This window comes from Woeseia sp. D3-10, assembly GCF_055809415.1.
In genome coordinates, this window is the sequence record NZ_JBVVTW010000007.1 from 1,663,085 (window position 1) to 1,678,537 (window position 15,453).

General features: G+C 55.2%; 19 protein-coding genes. 5 read left to right on the forward strand and 14 right to left on the reverse strand.

The window, feature by feature from the left end; genetic code table 11:
* Positions 1-104: 104 nt before the first annotated feature.
* Positions 105-1,412: a sigma-54-dependent transcriptional regulator gene (locus tag AC0L8N_RS08050; protein WP_473667097.1), complete on the reverse strand. Its 1,308-nt coding sequence runs from the start codon at positions 1,410-1,412 to the stop codon at positions 105-107.
* Positions 1,413-1,816: 404 nt separating this feature from the next.
* Between AC0L8N_RS08050 and AC0L8N_RS08055 the strand changes: the two genes are divergently transcribed.
* Positions 1,817-2,005 (forward strand): hypothetical protein, encoded by a 189-nt coding sequence (locus tag AC0L8N_RS08055; protein WP_473667099.1) that lies wholly within the window; start codon positions 1,817-1,819, stop codon positions 2,003-2,005.
* A gap of 113 nt (positions 2,006-2,118) precedes the next feature.
* On the opposite strand, the gene AC0L8N_RS08060 is transcribed toward AC0L8N_RS08055, so the two are convergent.
* The 3 genes from AC0L8N_RS08060 to AC0L8N_RS08070 are packed head-to-tail and all read right to left on the reverse strand — an operon-like array spanning position 2,119 to position 2,818.
* Positions 2,119-2,397, reverse strand: a complete 279-nt coding sequence (locus tag AC0L8N_RS08060) for a hypothetical protein (protein ID WP_473667100.1) — start codon at positions 2,395-2,397, stop codon at positions 2,119-2,121.
* Positions 2,398-2,407: 10 nt separating this feature from the next.
* Positions 2,408-2,599 carry a PLD nuclease N-terminal domain-containing protein gene (locus AC0L8N_RS08065; protein WP_473670083.1) on the reverse strand — a complete coding sequence of 64 codons (192 nt, stop codon included), beginning with the start codon at positions 2,597-2,599 and terminating at the stop codon, positions 2,408-2,410.
* A gap of 45 nt (positions 2,600-2,644) precedes the next feature.
* Positions 2,645-2,818, reverse strand: coding sequence for a DUF1328 domain-containing protein (locus tag AC0L8N_RS08070; protein ID WP_473667101.1), 174 nt, complete (start codon positions 2,816-2,818; stop codon positions 2,645-2,647).
* A 359-nt stretch (positions 2,819-3,177) separates the two neighbouring features.
* On the opposite strand from AC0L8N_RS08070, the gene AC0L8N_RS08075 reads away from it, so the two are divergent.
* Together AC0L8N_RS08075 and AC0L8N_RS08080 are read left to right on the forward strand one after the other, a co-directional pair.
* Positions 3,178-3,798, forward strand: coding sequence for a BON domain-containing protein (locus AC0L8N_RS08075; protein WP_473667102.1), 621 nt, complete (start codon positions 3,178-3,180; stop codon positions 3,796-3,798).
* A 48-nt stretch (positions 3,799-3,846) separates the two neighbouring features.
* Positions 3,847-4,050, forward strand: coding sequence for a CsbD family protein (locus tag AC0L8N_RS08080; RefSeq protein ID WP_473667103.1), 204 nt, complete (start codon positions 3,847-3,849; stop codon positions 4,048-4,050).
* Between the two features lie 57 nt (positions 4,051-4,107).
* On the opposite strand, the gene AC0L8N_RS08085 is transcribed toward AC0L8N_RS08080, so the two are convergent.
* On the reverse strand, positions 4,108-4,482 hold the full coding sequence (locus AC0L8N_RS08085; RefSeq protein WP_473667104.1) for a response regulator: 375 nt from the start codon (positions 4,480-4,482) through the stop codon (positions 4,108-4,110).
* 116 nt (positions 4,483-4,598) lie between these two features.
* Here AC0L8N_RS08085 and AC0L8N_RS08090 point away from each other — a divergent pair, with 116 nt between their 5' ends.
* Entirely contained in the window at positions 4,599-6,605 is a 2,007-nt protein-coding gene (locus AC0L8N_RS08090) for a sensor histidine kinase (protein WP_473667105.1), read from the forward strand.
* Here the strand turns inward: AC0L8N_RS08090 and AC0L8N_RS08095 are convergent.
* Entirely contained in the window at positions 6,577-7,971 is a 1,395-nt protein-coding gene (locus AC0L8N_RS08095; RefSeq protein ID WP_473667106.1) for a phospholipase D-like domain-containing protein, read from the reverse strand. The genes AC0L8N_RS08090 and AC0L8N_RS08095 overlap by 29 nt on opposite strands.
* Positions 7,972-8,401: 430 nt before the next feature.
* Between AC0L8N_RS08095 and AC0L8N_RS08100 the strand changes: the two genes are divergently transcribed.
* A complete protein-coding gene (locus tag AC0L8N_RS08100) occupies positions 8,402-8,761 on the forward strand; it encodes a cupin domain-containing protein (protein ID WP_473667107.1) in 360 nt (119 codons plus the stop codon).
* Positions 8,762-8,782: 21 nt separating this feature from the next.
* On the opposite strand, the gene AC0L8N_RS08105 is transcribed toward AC0L8N_RS08100, so the two are convergent.
* From AC0L8N_RS08105 to AC0L8N_RS08140, 8 genes are all read right to left on the reverse strand, one after another.
* On the reverse strand, positions 8,783-9,472 hold the full coding sequence (locus AC0L8N_RS08105) for an SCO family protein (RefSeq protein WP_473667108.1): 690 nt from the start codon (positions 9,470-9,472) through the stop codon (positions 8,783-8,785).
* Complete coding sequence (locus tag AC0L8N_RS08110; protein WP_473667109.1) at positions 9,459-10,058, reverse strand: toxin-antitoxin system YwqK family antitoxin; 600 nt, start codon at positions 10,056-10,058, stop codon at positions 9,459-9,461. The genes AC0L8N_RS08105 and AC0L8N_RS08110 overlap by 14 nt, the downstream gene beginning before the upstream one ends.
* A gap of 16 nt (positions 10,059-10,074) precedes the next feature.
* Positions 10,075-10,923 (reverse strand): YHYH protein, encoded by an 849-nt coding sequence (locus tag AC0L8N_RS08115; RefSeq protein ID WP_473667110.1) that lies wholly within the window; start codon positions 10,921-10,923, stop codon positions 10,075-10,077.
* A 58-nt stretch (positions 10,924-10,981) separates the two neighbouring features.
* Positions 10,982-11,245, reverse strand: coding sequence for a hypothetical protein (locus AC0L8N_RS08120; RefSeq protein ID WP_473667111.1), 264 nt, complete (start codon positions 11,243-11,245; stop codon positions 10,982-10,984).
* 104 nt (positions 11,246-11,349) lie between these two features.
* The gene (locus tag AC0L8N_RS08125) at positions 11,350-12,027 is read right to left on the reverse strand and encodes a response regulator (protein WP_473667112.1); all 678 of its coding nucleotides are present in this window, start codon (positions 12,025-12,027) and stop codon (positions 11,350-11,352) included.
* Complete coding sequence (locus AC0L8N_RS08130) at positions 12,024-13,475, reverse strand: ATP-binding protein (protein ID WP_473667113.1); 1,452 nt, start codon at positions 13,473-13,475, stop codon at positions 12,024-12,026. The genes AC0L8N_RS08125 and AC0L8N_RS08130 overlap by 4 nt, the downstream gene beginning before the upstream one ends.
* A gap of 374 nt (positions 13,476-13,849) precedes the next feature.
* On the reverse strand, positions 13,850-14,566 hold the full coding sequence (locus AC0L8N_RS08135) for a DUF1499 domain-containing protein (RefSeq protein ID WP_473667114.1): 717 nt from the start codon (positions 14,564-14,566) through the stop codon (positions 13,850-13,852).
* A gap of 142 nt (positions 14,567-14,708) precedes the next feature.
* The gene (locus AC0L8N_RS08140; RefSeq protein ID WP_473667115.1) at positions 14,709-15,383 is read right to left on the reverse strand and encodes a hypothetical protein; all 675 of its coding nucleotides are present in this window, start codon (positions 15,381-15,383) and stop codon (positions 14,709-14,711) included.
* Positions 15,384-15,453 lie beyond the last annotated feature (70 nt).

Below are 15,453 nucleotides of genomic sequence, written 5' to 3' on the forward strand. Positions count from 1 at the left end.
CCACCGGCAATTTTGTAAAAATTGCGATAGCGCGCAAGATTTGCCGCTGACGGCCGGCTCACTGGCCGTATAGAGGCCGCTCTTGGAAAATTACGGCGCGGGCATTAGCCGCCTTCTACATCACCGTACTCGTTCAGACGGTTGTAGAGAGTCTTCAAGCTCACGCCGAGACTGTCCGCCGCCGCTTTTTTGTTACCACCGTACTGTTTCAACGTGGCAAGGATCAGGTCCTTTTCCACGTCCGCAATGGAACGACCGACACTCAGGCCTTCGACTTCCACGTGCAGATCGTCAAAAGTTTCAAGAGCGTCTACGACATCATTTTCCGCCATGATAAAGGCCCGGTGCACAGTGTGCTTTAGCTCGCGGACATTGCCAGGCCAGTGATGACTGGAAAATTGCCGCAATGCTTCCTCGGAAAAGGTCTTCTCCGTATTGTTCTCACGGTTCAGTGTGCTCAGGAAATGCTGTACCAACAACCCGACATCACCCTGACGCTGCCGTAGCGGCGGCAATACGATAGGGAAAACCTGCAAACGAAAATACAGATCTTCCCGCAGCAACCCCTCCCGGACCGCCTCGGCAGGATCCCGGTTGGTGGCGGCAATCAGTCTTGCATCCGTAGGTATCTCGGTTTCTCCGCCGACACGCAGGAAACGGCCGGTTTCCAGCACACGTAACAGGTGTGTTTGCAGTTCCATCGGCATTTCCGTTATTTCATCGAGAAACAACGTGCCACCGTTAGCCCGCTCGAAGAAACCCGCATGGCGCTTGGCCGCCCCGGTGAAACTGCCTTTCTCGTGGCCGAACAGCTGACTGGAGATCAATTCTTTCGACAACCCTCCGCAGTTCACGGGCACGAATGGGCCGCTTCTGTCGCTTAAGCGATGCACAGCCTCGGCGGCGAGTTCTTTGCCGGTACCGCTTTCACCCTGAATAAACACAGTGCTTGGCGTCGGAGCAACTTGACGCAATTTGGTAACTACCGCCTGCATGACATCACTGTCACCGAGCATCAATCCGGACTTAACGACGTCATCATCGGCGTCGGAGCTTGATTCCACCGCAACGGCATTGATCATCCCCAGCATCTCGCGCGGCTCGATCGGCTTCTTCATGTAGCTGACGCCATCGCCCGCCATGCCACCGATGAGTGACTTAACGCCCGTATGACCGGTAATAATGATGATCTTTGCGGGCCGCTTTTTCTCCAGGGCATCGAACACCTCGAGCCCGCTACCATCAGGAAGCATCAGATCCAGCAGCAGGACGTCTGGTATTCGCTTGCCGAGCAGCTCACGCGCGGCCACCAATGTATTCGCGGTAACCACCTTGTGGTCATGCAAACGCAGAAACTCTGCCATGCCGCTGGTAAATCCGGCTTCATCATCAACAATTTGTATGTAAGCCATAGACCCTTGCTCAAGCGCTGGCGGCTAATTCATGAAAGTACTACATGCTTACTGCTGATTGATTTGGAGTCAATATATGCGTGATGTGAGCGCGAGGATATTGCAAATCCTTTTTCTTCCCGTTCGACACCACGAAGGCGGAATCCGCGTGTACCGATCTGGAACGTGGCCCTCTAGTAACTCAGTTGATGGTCACTCGAATGCGCAACGCGGCAAATTTTACGTGTTTTGCCGAATTCACGGCAGTTCTTACACAGATTCGTACACCGCCCGCGCTCTGAACCGCACCAATCATTGCCTGAGCGCAGCTGGCACGATCATTGCTTACTAGTACAGTAATCGCAGCCGAAACCGGTTCGCGACGGAAAGTTTCGAAAGCCTGGATCACACTGGAGGAATAAACAATGAAGACATCACTGACAATGGCGGCACTGCTTTTAACCGGCATTCTGGCAGCTGGCTGTGACAACGATGGCTCAATGGAAAACGCGGGCGAAGCAATTGATGAAGCCGCCACAGATATCGGCAATGCGGCTGAAGACGCATGTGAAGATGTGAAAGAAGGTGCAGGTGCAGCAGACACCGACTGCTAGTAGTTAACTGCGACTTTGTCGCCATCGCCCCACGGATCTGATTGATCCGTGGGGCGCTTTCGTTGGGTTGGTACAAGAAAAGTAGAAAAGCCCACAGGCCGAATCAAGCTTTGTTATCGGGCAGCTTTGGCCGCGCCCTGCTCCGGGTTTGCGTCATCTCTGACCGTTTTCAACGCGTTATTGACGCGCTGATACTGGTCGGCCACGGCGCCGGAGTCCTTGTTGTCGCTCAACATGCTCTCCTCGGTTGCCGTTTGTAGTTCGAGCAGATCCTGGAGCCAGTCCTCCAGCACGTTGCATTTCTCTTCCTGGCTCAATGTCGAATCCGCAAGAACGCCTTGAGGATCACCCTCAAGGCGACTGCCGTAGGGCAGTTCTTTCTGATCGTTCATCGCTGTTTCCTCAAATAGTTTGAGTGTGTCCGTTGCCTTTGGGTCCGGCTATTGCCCAGACCACAAAGCCCAACACGGGCAGTATCAATATAAGTACCGTCCACATCACTTTTGAACCCGACGATGCACTGCTGCCCAGGGTCTTAATAATCGCCCAGACATCCAGTACGACAATAAGCAATCCAAAAAAGCCAACTTCCATTCCCATGATCTTTATCTCCTGTACTTGGTGCGGAATTTGTTCCAACTAGATAGGTGGTCGCCCACGAACAGCGCCGAAAATTGCGCTAACTATCAGTAGAACCAGAAAAACGAAAAACAGAATTTTCGCTATACCTGCAGCTGCGCCTGCGATTCCACCAAAGCCGAGAACGGCGGCGATTATCGCGAGGACCAGAAACGCCAGTGACCATGAAAGCATTGTCGTGTACTCCTGTTTTATTCATTGCCGGGTCTCCCCGGCGCAAAAAGAAAATGTGTCAACTATGGCTATGCAGGATGCATACCAACAAAGCGACAACGCTGAAGTACCCGTAATGGCTGTTGTCTTTCATGGTCAGCGCCGTTCAGCACGCGACCTGGTTTGAAAAAATTGCCGAGACGAGAAAATTTTACGAGGAAGATCGCGATTCAGGCCCTGCTTTCCTGCGCAAGGCGCGACACTGCTCGCCTGGAAGAGTTGGCACGCATGTTGCTACATACCTAAGCAAGGCACATCACGAACCGGAACAACGGAATCGATGTGTCCTATAAACGTTGATCCTTTGAGGAGGACAGATAATGAAAATGCGAACTATTCCAACAGTAATTACGAGCTCACTCTTGCTTGCAGGCCTGGTCACACCGGTGGCTTTTGCGAACGACGAGCATAAGCCCACGATGGAACAGCGAACTGAGAACGCTCAGTCTGCAATCAGTGACGCTTGGCTGCATGGCAAGATTGAAAGCGCCCTGCTTTTCAACGAACACCTGAACTCGTTTGCAATCGATACCGAAGTTCGGGACGGCGTTGCTTATCTGAGTGGCTCTGTTGAGTCTGACATCGACCGTGCTCTAGCTGGTGAGATCGCCGAGTCAGTAACGGATGTCAGGAAGGTCGAGAACAAACTTGTGGTCGACAAGAACAAGGCTACGAAGGCAAGTCACGATGACGCGGACTCTCGCAAGGGTTTCAAGCAGTCTGTTGCGAACGCAACACTGACCGCACGCATCAAGACGGCGTTGCTTGTTGAGTCAAACACCGGTGGCATGGCAATCGATGTCGACTCTAAGAATGGTGACGTAACGCTGACTGGCAAGGTCGATTCGGAGCAAGAGAAGGAATTGGCTGAGCAGATTGCGAAAAACACAAGTGGCACCCAGTCCGTTAAGAACAACCTGACTGTCAACACTAACAGCTAGGCAACTGACTGGAACATTCTGTACAACTTTCAACGGAGTAACACAGATATGAACGAGCATACTATTAAAGGTAGCTGGAAAGAGCTTAAAGGCAAGGTCAAAGAGCAGTGGGGTCGACTTACTGACGATGAAATTGACCAAATTGATGGCAAGAAAGATCAATTGGCTGGCGCGATTCAAAAGCACTATGGCCGGTCTGTTGATGAAGCCAACAACGAGATTGACAAATGGCAATCTGGCGATAAGCACTAAATACCCACAGCTTGGGCAATCCTGGGCCGGCAGCTCTGCTGTCGGCCTTTTTGCTTGCTAGTGAATAGCCTTTATCGCTTCGGCCAAATCTCCGAGCGACACGGGTTTTCTAAGGTAGCGGAGAACCTCCATGCCATCGGTCTCCGCGTACAGTTCGTCCAGCGGGTAGGCGGTCATGAATATGACTGGTATCCCGAACTGTTCCTGAAGTCGGCGTGCAACCGCCACTCCGTTCTCACCTGCACCAAGCTGCCAGTCACAAATGAGCAGAGTCGGTACTTGTCGCTCAACTTTAGCGTACGCAACCTTAGCATTTGGCGCTGTTGCTACGTCATAGCCGCAGTGTTCCAGATACAAGCCCGTCGCCTCTCGGGCGCCTGGGTCATCCTCGACAACGAGGATGTGTTCGATTTTCTCGGCGTTACTGGACATCACGGTTACAGATAATAGAGACCTGTTACGGATTGGACAAGGACGCGTGTCGCAAAGTTGAGTCGAATCATGCAGGCAGCTTATTCTGTTGCGATATATTGGGATAAACTTCACAGATGACGGAACTTAACCACCCAACGAGTCACTGGTTCTCCCGGGAGATCTCGGCAATTACCGCCGCGATTTGTCTTGTCACTGCATCCGTTGTTCTCGCGGGTTTGTTGTACGACATTCCCTCGTTGTTATTGCTTGACGGCAACCGGGTTTCGATGAAAGCGAATACCGCGATCGCGTTCGTCTTAAGCTCTCTGGCGGTCCTGGTCGCGACGCGCCGACCGTCTTTTTTGCAATCAATAGCGCGCTGGGGCATCACGGCTTTGATCGCCGCTATTGCGTTGTTCACGCTGATCGAATACTTGCTACCGCTCCGTATCAGTATTGACCAATTGTTCATCCCGGCGATCGATGACGCCTTACTGACCTCATCGCCCGGCAGAATGGCGCCGACAACAGCGATCGGCTTTCTGGTCTTTGCCGTTGCCATCATGCTCGACCACTGGGATGGCCTTGGCACCAGATTGATTCGACGCGCACTACTATCGGCGCTGATCCTGATGGCGATCGGGGCAATTTTGGGTTATGCCTACGGCGCTCCATCACTCTACATGGGGATCGATGGCGTGACCGCGATGGCATTGTCGACGGCAATACTTTTCGTCGTACTTGCCATCGGTGGAATCTGGTTGCGACCAACGTACGGGCTTCCCGCCATCTTGATGGAACAGTCATTGCTGGGCGCAAACGTCCGGGCACTGGTGCCCATGGTCGTCGCGGCACCGCTATTGGTCGGGGCTGCAGTTGCAGCCGGTTACGGACGATATTATGAAGGCGAGTTTGCAATCGCATTGACATCGCTGGGTTCCGTCATGGCGGCAACGCTGATAGCTATTGTTTCCATTGTCATCCTGCGAAAATCAGAATCCGCAATGCTGATCAAAGATCGCGCACTGGCGGCAACGGCCAATGGCATCATCATTACTGATCATCAAGTGTTGAATGAGCCCATCGTCTATATGAACCCGGCCTTCACTCGCATCACCGGCTACGAGGAAGAAGACCTTCAAGGATTAAACTGCCGCTTTCTGAATCATGACCCCGCCGGCAGCAAAGAGATCAGAGCGGAAATACGCCAGTGCCTGAGCAGCGGCTCGTCCACCACCGTTGAGCTCCAGAATCGATGCAAGGACGGCACGCTGTTCTGGAACCGGCTGAGTATCTCACCTATTCATGGTCGCGATGGCAGTGTCACGCACAACGTCGGCGTCATCGATGACGTAACTCAAAGGCGGCAACAACAGGAACAGCTGCACAGCGCCCTGCAAGAAACCCGCAAAGCAAACTCGTTACGCAATACGTTCGTGCGACTTGTCAGTCATGAGCTTCGCACTCCGCTAAACGCTGCGCTGACATGGATTCGACTTCTCGAAGTCGACGACCGGGAACAAACACGTCTAAAGGGCATGCGGGTGATCGCGGAAAGTATTGAATCGCAATCACGCCTGATTGATGACCTGGTAGATGTGACACGCTATTCCGGCGCTGGCATCCGCGTAGAGAAGGCTCTGGTTGATGTCAGCGAACTCACCGAGCGAGCGGTTGAAGAGATGCGGCCAACAATCGAGCAGCATCAGTCTTTGCAACTGACTATTACTGATGGCGACTACACGGCGAATATCGATGCAGGCCGTTATCAGCAAATCGTTCGCAATCTGCTAAGCAATGCGCACAAGTACACGCCGGCCGCGGGCGAAATCAGCGTACAGCTCACGGTCGACCCACAAGTCATGACGTTGCGTGTGAGTGATACGGGTAAGGGCCTTAGCCCGATTGAGATAGAGAGCGTGTTCGAACCGTTCTGGCGCGCGGAATCGCATCAACCCGGTCTCGGCGTCGGTCTGGCTATCGTCCACTCGCTGGTAGCGGCACACCGCGGTACGGTTGACGTGGTCAGCGAAGGTCACGGCAGGGGGAGCTCGTTTATTGTCCACTTCCCGCGCGAATTAATTGACGCAAAGAACAACGACATCGGTGATGTCACAACCAGTATTCCACCGCCCAGCTAAAAACCTCCTTGACCCGGTCAAGGAGAGGGCGCTGCTGCCACTGCTCCAGCGTTACTTGCCGGGTTTCGTTAATGTCGATTTCAAACTGTTCTTCCATTTGAGTGCCGAAGTGAGCACCGAGCACGATGGCGTTCACCTCGTCATTGTGCAGAAAGCTCCGGTAGTCGAGATTGCTGGAACCGACCGTCGACCATACGCCATCGATGACGGCCGTTTTGGCATGCAGGAAAGTCCCCGTCGTTTCGTAGATTCGGATACCGCGCTTCAGCAACTTGCCGTAACGAGAACGAGAAGCGTGCAGAATCGCGGCGGAGTCTGAGATTCCGGGGACGATAAGGCGTACGTCCACACCGCGGGCGGCCGCATCACCCAACAGATTCGTAAACGCCTCATCAGGCGCAAAGTATGCCTGAGTGATCCATATTCTGCTTTCGGCGCGCTGCATGGCCTCCAGGTATGCGCGATAGATAGGCGACTCCCGGCCATCACCACCTTCAGAATGCAACACGGCAACCACATCACTACACGACTCTTCAGAATCGCATTCGGCAAACTTCTCCGGCGCGGCTGACAGATCATCGCCTTCCCAGTTGTCATTGAAAGCCGCCTGAAATGCTGCGACAGCCGGACCGCGTACAGCAAGATGCGTATCACGCCAGCCTGACGTCAATGGATCTTTTCGTTTGCGCAAACGATCGTTAGATGCGCTCGAATAGGTATTCGAGACGTTGATACCGCCAGTAAACGCAACAGTATCGTCAACGATCAACAGCTTGCGGTGTGTGCGATTGTTGGCATTCAACGGATTGCCGCCAGCCAATGGATTGATCCCGTTGAACTCCTGAACCTGCACGCCGGCGTCCGTCAGTAATTCGAAAAACTCCTCGTCGCTGATCCAGCTGCCGATGCTGTCGTAGATGAGACGCACTGTGACTCCGGCCCGGCTGCGCTCCATGAGCGCATCAGCAAAGCGTTGTCCAACCTCGTCATCGGCAAAGATATACGTTTCAATGTGGATCGTTTCACGAGCCGCACCGATAGCGTCAAGCATTGCTTCGTAGGTCTTCGGACCATCGACTAACAACGTTGCCTCGTTGCCGTCGTAGAGCGGCGTATCGCTTAGTGATTTCAACATCGAAATACTCTCCGTTGCCAATGCCGGGTTTGGCAGGTCCTTCACAATCGAATCAACAACGTCCTGTGCCTGTTCCTTACTCATTACACCATTCTCGTCAGCGATAATCGGTGTTCCCGACGTCGAAACCGGAATGGGCGTGACCGAGCATGCAAGCAGCAATACCGAGAACGCCGCAAGCAACGAGGCATTCCCTAGACCCCTGCTGACCCTTCGTGCCTGCATGTGCATTTCAATATCTCCCCGGCAGGCGGAAAACGAGCCTGTCCCCAGATCCTCCCAAAGGATTTTGCAGTATTCGTGCCAGTGTCCGGCGAACGTCGGGCGGCATCGATACTGGACTCCACAGGCCCGAGTCATGGGCCAACGCCGTCAAAATTACAGAACTGTGTAAATTTTTCGCCTTTCCGACAGGGCTTCAGTGCCGGTTATCGCAGGCACACGGGCAGAGTTGGTGCGGTTTAGCGCTTTGCGCCGCGACGATGGGCGGGTGAGACCTGCCAACAGTCCCGGTAATTCGCGGATCCGATCGGCATATCGCCCGGGAACATATTCTCTAGTCCCTTGATTAATAAGAAATAAGACAAGCTCACTGTTGCCATTTCACTGCCTTTACTGCACGATCGTTCAGCCAAATTTGGCAGCAAATCAGGAGTCGCACGTGGCTGTAAAGCAGGAGACGAACGTCGCCAGTATCCCCTCCGAAGAACTCGAAGACTGGGGTCCGGTAGGACTGCCGCTGTCCGAGACGGTGTCACAGCTACGCGGGCGCGTCATCAATGAGCACGCCGACGGCTCAGAGGCTGGCATCTGGGAATCCACGCCGGGAACCTGGACTCGTCAGGTGATGGACGCAGAGATCGCTACATTTCTCAGCGGCCACGCCCTGTTCCACCCGGAAGCGGGCGAGACCATCGACATCAAGGCAGGCGATGCCGTGTATTTCGATAAGAACAGTAAAGGCACGTGGGAAATCCTGGAGACCACCCGCAAGACCTACCTGACGTTCAAACGTGAGTAGCTGATTCTGACTGGCGGCGATTCAATCGGCACCAACCGTTTCGCCCTTCAGTGTTTCGATGTCACTCAGCAGATGATTCACGGACGTCGTGCTCAGACCGTTGTAGATGCCCCTGATATGCCGTTCCCGGTCGATCAGCAAGAGGTTTTCGGTGTGCAGAAAGTCACTCGACTTGTCTGCATTGCCCAGGTCCTCGTTGGCGAAGTAGGCGCCCTTCGCAAGCGCGTAGATCGACTCTTTATCCCCGGTTAGCAAATGCCATTTGCCGCTTTCAACGCCGTACGTTGCCGCGTAGGCTTGCAGAATTTCCATCGTGTCTGTCGTAGGGCGGATAGAGTGCGACAGTATGTAGACGGAGTCGTCATCGGCGAACGCCTCCTGCACCTTGACGAGTCGTGAACGAACCGTAGGACAAATCCCCGGGCAAGTCGTGAAGAAAAAATTGGCAACGTAGATTTTATTCTCGACGTCGCGCTCGCTGATCACCCGGCCATCCTGATTGGTGAAACTGAACTCGGGAATTCGATGAAAATCTCGCAGCTCCGGGCTGCCCCGTTCTATCCAGTGGGGAGTGAAGTCGGCGGTATTGTAATAGGGCAACGCTTCCTCAGCCTCTGCAACAGCAAACATCAGCGAAAAAAATATCACGCCGAACGCAGGCAATACTTTTGCGAAGCCGGTATGCAAACTCATGTGCTTAGTCAAAAACAAAACTTTCGTCCTCGAGTTCGACACAGAGATTCGCGTTCCGCAGCCCGTAGGTTCTTCCATTTCTGTACTCAAAATTGCTGAATAGCTTGCCATTGGTTCTCCATCCCTGCTGCAGGCCAACGGGTTCGCCTGCAACGTAGTTGTATCGTTTGAATTTTTCCCCACCGCGGTACCACGACCACGCAACCCCGTTCGGTTTGTCGTCAAGGTACTCAGTCCGGGTACGCATATTGCCGTTGCTCCACCAGCTTGTTGTTGAACCTTCGCGCCGACCTGCTCTGTAGTTCGATTCGAACGCTGGCTGACTGTTCTCGTGCCACATCCTCAGGTAGCCGTGACGACGACCAGCAACGTACTGCTCAGCGCGCTCCAGCTTGCCATCCGCAAAGTAGCTCCGTGCTTCTCCGGTGAAAGGCTTGTTGTCGTACTCGCGGTCGCCAGTACGGCTGTTGATTGTGAGCCCGGAAATATCCACAACCATCGCAACCTGCGAGATAGCTGAGACGCTGTAGCGTTCCGGGGTCAGCAGGAACAGTATGCAAACCATGGTCAGGGCGAAGCCCGCTGTGATGCTGACTTTATTCATGGTGACCCGGCGCCCTTTAGTTGCTGATTGAACTTGGCGTGCCCTGATAATCCTCAGGAAACAGCAGGTAATAAGCGCCGAGGTAGAACTCGTTCATGATGTGATAGTGATACTCCGCCTCGCCTTGCGAATGCTGAGTAATACTGGTGTGACCACCGGAAGCATCGAGGTCTGTCGGGTAGGTGCCGGGTGTTGAGTAGCACTGCCTGCCGTACAGGAAGAAGCCGTCGGCAATCACACCGACCAACGCCTCGTCGTCGTTACTGATGGCTTTTGGTTCGAGGTGATAGTGGTACGTCTGCGGTCCGGTGTGGGCGCCGTTATTGTCGAACCCTTGAATCACACCGATCTCGAGATTGATATTCGGGCCTTCCTGGTCATTGAAGATGGGTGCTCCACTGACCGCAATGCCGACCGGCCCAAGACTGGTAGCGGACGAACTCGTCGCTCGACTCGGACTGGCTGGCGCTCTGAGGGTGAACAGATTGTTGTACTCCTCGATATAGCCAGGGGACATGTGCGACTCGGTCGTTACGTTTGGATCCGGCGCCACGTACAGGCCGCTGGCATTGTTGGGGTTCCAGTACGGCGAGGTGTGATCTGGACGGCCGGTGGCTTCTATAACGACCGTGTTGCCATCGAGTGCAACGGTGACGTTGGCGCCGAACCACTGATAGGCACCGTGCAGCGTGCCGGACACCTCGTCGGTATCCGTATCGCTCTCGTCAGTCGCCATATCGGTGTCCGTGGAACTGCCGGACCCGCAAGCGCTCAAGGCGAGGCTGCCGACTGCAACCAGGGTAAGCCAGGTGCGCGGAGAGACATGGGCCGGTACTTGAGTCCGGCGAGTGTAAGGTTGCTTCATGACCTTGGGTCCTTGTGATTTGCTGTAGCGGCTTCGGTGCTCACGCTTTCAGGTCGGTCTATTGGCTACGCGGCTTCATGTCCGGCCGGCCACCTTCCACGCGACAGGCCAGCGGCTTGTCGTCCGGTGCATCGCAGCTACCTTCCAGGGTTTCACCATTGCGGCCTTCAAAACTGCAAGGGTCGCCCTGCACGGCTGTCGAACAGGCTTCCAGCGCTACTTTGGGGGGACCGCGACGCTCACGTTCAGAGTTGTCGTTCTCGGCATGGGCGCAGCTCGCGAGCAACAGCGAGGCTAGTACCAGAGCAGTACGTTGTTTCATTTTCAGGCTCCCGGAGGGTTTCCGTATGGGTGAGCCTGCAGTCTGGAAGGCAACTGCGCAGAGACTGCGGAGGAATTGTGCAGAATTAGCGGAGATTGCTGCTCTTATTCGAGCTTGTAACCCACCCCGTAGATCGAGCGAATGATGTCCTCAGACCCGGCGGCGCGATGCACTTTCTGACGCAGATTTTTTATGTGCGAATCGATAGTGCGATCGCTCACGATGCGACCGTCATCGTAGATGTTGTTCATCAGCTGGTCGCGGGAGAAGACCCGGCCAGGTTGGCCAGCCAGCATCGTCAGCAGGCGAAATTCAACGGGTGTCAAATCAACAATCTGGCCGTTGACTGTTGCGCAGAATTTTTCCTTATCAATATGCAGCCTGCCCGTAACCGTCGGCTGCATCGGCACAACCTGCGCCCGTCGCAGTAACGCTTTTACCCGGGCAACAACCTCTCGCGGACTGAACGGTTTGCAGACGTAGTCATCCGCTCCCAACTCCAGACCCAACAAGCGATCGATCTCGTCGACGCGGGCCGTAATCATGATGACCGGCACTGGCGTAAACTCGCGCAGCTCCCGGCAAACGGCCAGGCCGTCTTTGCCGGGCAGCATCAGGTCAAGAAGAATGATATCCGGAGTGTGATTACGCACCCAATCAGCAACCGTATCGCCGCGGTCGAGACAGTGCACGCCGTAGTTGGCTTGCTGCAAATAATCGCGCAGCAGCGCGGCGATCTTCGGTTCATCCTCGACGACAAGGACAGTAGCTTCAACGGTCACGAGACGGCTCCGGAATCAGCAGGACCAACCACAGGCAATTGAATTCGCACCGTCAGACCTCCCTGCGTGGAGTGCAGCGCATCAATGCGTCCTCCATGCGCATCGACTATGGCTTTGCCGATTGACAAGCCCAGACCGGAACCGCCGGTCGCCCGGCTACGTGACGAATCCACGCGAAACAGGCGATCAAACAATCGTGGCAGCGCGGATTCCGGGACGCCCGGAGCAGAATCAGCAAACTCGATACTGACGAATTCCCGATTCAGCGTGCAACTTACTGTCAGCGTGCCCGGCGTATCGGTGTAGCGCAGCGTGTTTTCGATCAGGTTGGAAAACAACTGTTCGAGCTTCATCGCGTCCGCGGAGACGGTGATGCGCTTCGTCGGTATGTTCTGCGTTAGTTGAATACCGTTGTCGAGCAGCCGCGCATGCGCACTGTTCAGCATGCCGCGCAGCACAGCGACAATGTCAGTGACTTCGTGCTGATCATCCAGCCCTCGCTCGTCAAGCATCGACAGATTATGCAGCTGTCCCACCAAGCGGATCAGTCGGGACACCTCAGCTTTCAGTGACTCCTGAGTGGCAGGATCGAAGGTTCTCACGCCGTCTTCAATCGCACTTAGTTCACCGTGCAACACCGACAACGGTGTACGTAGCTCGTGCGCGATATCCGCCACCCATTGCTGCCGGCTTGTGCGATCGCGCTCCAGATACTCTGCAAGTTGATTGAAGTCCCGGGCCAGATCGCCGAGTTCGTCATCTCGTTGTACGGCGATTCGCGTTTCGTACTCCCCTGCCGCCACAGCATTGGTACCTTTGGCCAGCGCACGAACGGGCCGCGTCAGTTGCTGCGCGAGTAATGCCGCCATAATCGCAGCCACAATCAGGCCCGCGCCGGCAATGACCAGAATCGAACGCCCCTGTTCACGAGCGAAGCGTTCGTCAAGATCATCCATAAGAGCCACGCCCGGCGTGAGGACCACATACCCGACTGCAACTCCGTCGACCGTGATGGCAGTGGAGGTCGTGTTACCCGTGCTTGGCGGCTCTCCGACAATAGGTACGCCGGCGGTGTCGGTAAGTGCGATGCGCCGCCCCAGCTCAAGCGGGTCGCGTGGCGGTCCCGGTCGACCAGGTCCCGGCCCAGGTCGCGCGCCAGGCCTCAAGCCGGGACCGCGCTCCCCGCCCGCTGACCGCCCGGAGTTCTGGCGTAGCAAATCGTTCCACCGGCGCTGATCGCCGATCAGTGATTCCAGACTTCCCTCAACGCGATAGAGCTCTTCAAGCTCGGCTGCCACGCTCCTGATTGTGGCTCCTTCCTGCTCGCCCACGTACTCAAGAAAGCCTTGCTCAAATGTCCAGCGGGTCGCGATAGCGCTCGACGCAAGGATCACAAACGTGACCAGCGTAAGAGCAAGAAAAATTCGCGTGGCGATAGTGATGCGCATACGCCAAGAGTAACAAGCCGGGCGGGAAATCGGCGAGACTCCACAATTTCTTCACAGTTTCAGGGGCATCGCAGACACGCTTGCAAGCGATACGAGATGTCGAACCCCGGTAGAGTACGCTCTTCTGCCAACCCCGCTCTTTCAGCCGCGGATTCATGCATGCGATAAATCTCGAGAACCTCTGGCGTGGCAGAAACCACGGGGTTTCAGAAACGCGAAGAGTGCATCGCAGGTAATCGGGCGGCTGCCGTAGCACGCTGCTTAGAGCCCTATTGCAGGTTCAATGTGTGTTCAGACCTGGGTGAATACAGCAGCAAGCACAGCCTCTAGCGGTCTGTGCCTGCCGCATTACAAGGATAGACTGAGGCTATCGCTCAGTTGCCGTCCTGAAACAGGCTGACAAAACGACGGATGCGAGCCGCATTGGCGCCGACGTCACTGCGACCGACACGCGACTTGGAGCGAATGTCCAGGCGACTGCCATTGCCGCTTGCTTCGATACGAATCACTACATCGTCTTTGAAACCGAACCAGAACGTCGTGGCGGTCGCTTCAATACGGCCCTCGTTGGCTACTGCAGCGACGACTTCAAGACCCATATCTTCAACCGCAGCAAGCGCCCGCTGATAGGTTTCGGCAGGTGACGCAGCCACCTCGAGCGTTTTGATATCCGGATAGCTTTCGCGCTGTTGTTTGGCAATCTCCTCGCCTACATACTCAGGCGGATTGCGTGCATCAGCGCGCAGCGGAATGATCGCAACGAACGGCGGCGGATTGACCATGTCAGTTGTAATGTCATGTATGGCCGGCACCGATCGCGCAGTTCGGTACTGACTGTAGGGCATCCAGGCCACACCCAGACCAATCAACAATGCAATGGCCAGCGCCCCGGCGCCGCCCGCACGTGTCTTCGGAATAAGCAGTAAAACTACCGACACAACGGCGACCGCCAGGCCGGTAAACAGCGCAATGCGCAGCAACAAGAAGCCGGTGCCGAATGACCACAAACCGAAACGGGCCCCGGGTCCTGCAACGAGCAGAGTTAATGCCGCAATTATCGCGATGACCAAAGCTGTTTTTGAGAGTTTCATGTGCGCACCCTGAATTCCTGTTGTGTGCGCAGCATATTCTTTTGTTGTTTGAAGTTCGACTTATCCTGCGGCGCTGGCCACCGCAGCCGGCATCGCAACAGCCGTTTTGCGGTATCGATGCAGTGTTATTAGTGCGGAAACATCAAGGCAGCAGCGTTGGCCCAGTCTGCAGAGTGATGCTCTCTATGGTCAGATCAAACTCGGAGGCCGTGTCATCACCGTCTACAGAGACCCACAAGCCCAGTGCTTCCACCGGCTCAGCAAACGTCTTGGACAGGAGAAACGGCCCCGGCCTGGCGAGATGCACTACCCGCTCTTCATAGAGCAAATCGCTCAACGGATGTACGCGCTCACTGCCCAGCAAGGCCTGTTGCTGGGTCGTGGACAGAAAACTGATGCGCTCCACCCCACCGCTTTTCGGCGCCAGCTTGAATAGCTGTTTGATCCAGTCGGCAGCGATACTGCGCTGAAACCAGTTCAGGCGACGGTCACCCGCTTCAACAATACCCAGCTTCAGAACAAAATCGTCAGCACCTTCCTCACCCTGAACAGCACCAGCCGGAATCCGCAGTTCGCCACTCCAGCTGGCTGCTACGCTAATACCAGCCAGACTGACTGGCTCATCGAAATGGAATATCAGTGGGCTTGCCGAGTTTCGAACGCGAATCTGCAGCTTGCCATCAACAACGCTTACCTCGTTCGCCGTGATCTTGCTGAACGACAGCACGGTCCATCGATCAAGTTCGTCAACTGGCACAGTCTGCGCGGCAATCATGGATGACCACGACAACAGACCCATCAGAATCAATCTCCGCATTTTCGTGCCTCTTTTGACTCGCAGTGCCAAACAGGACCGGTTCAGGCCGGTAAATATCACAGTGATCGCA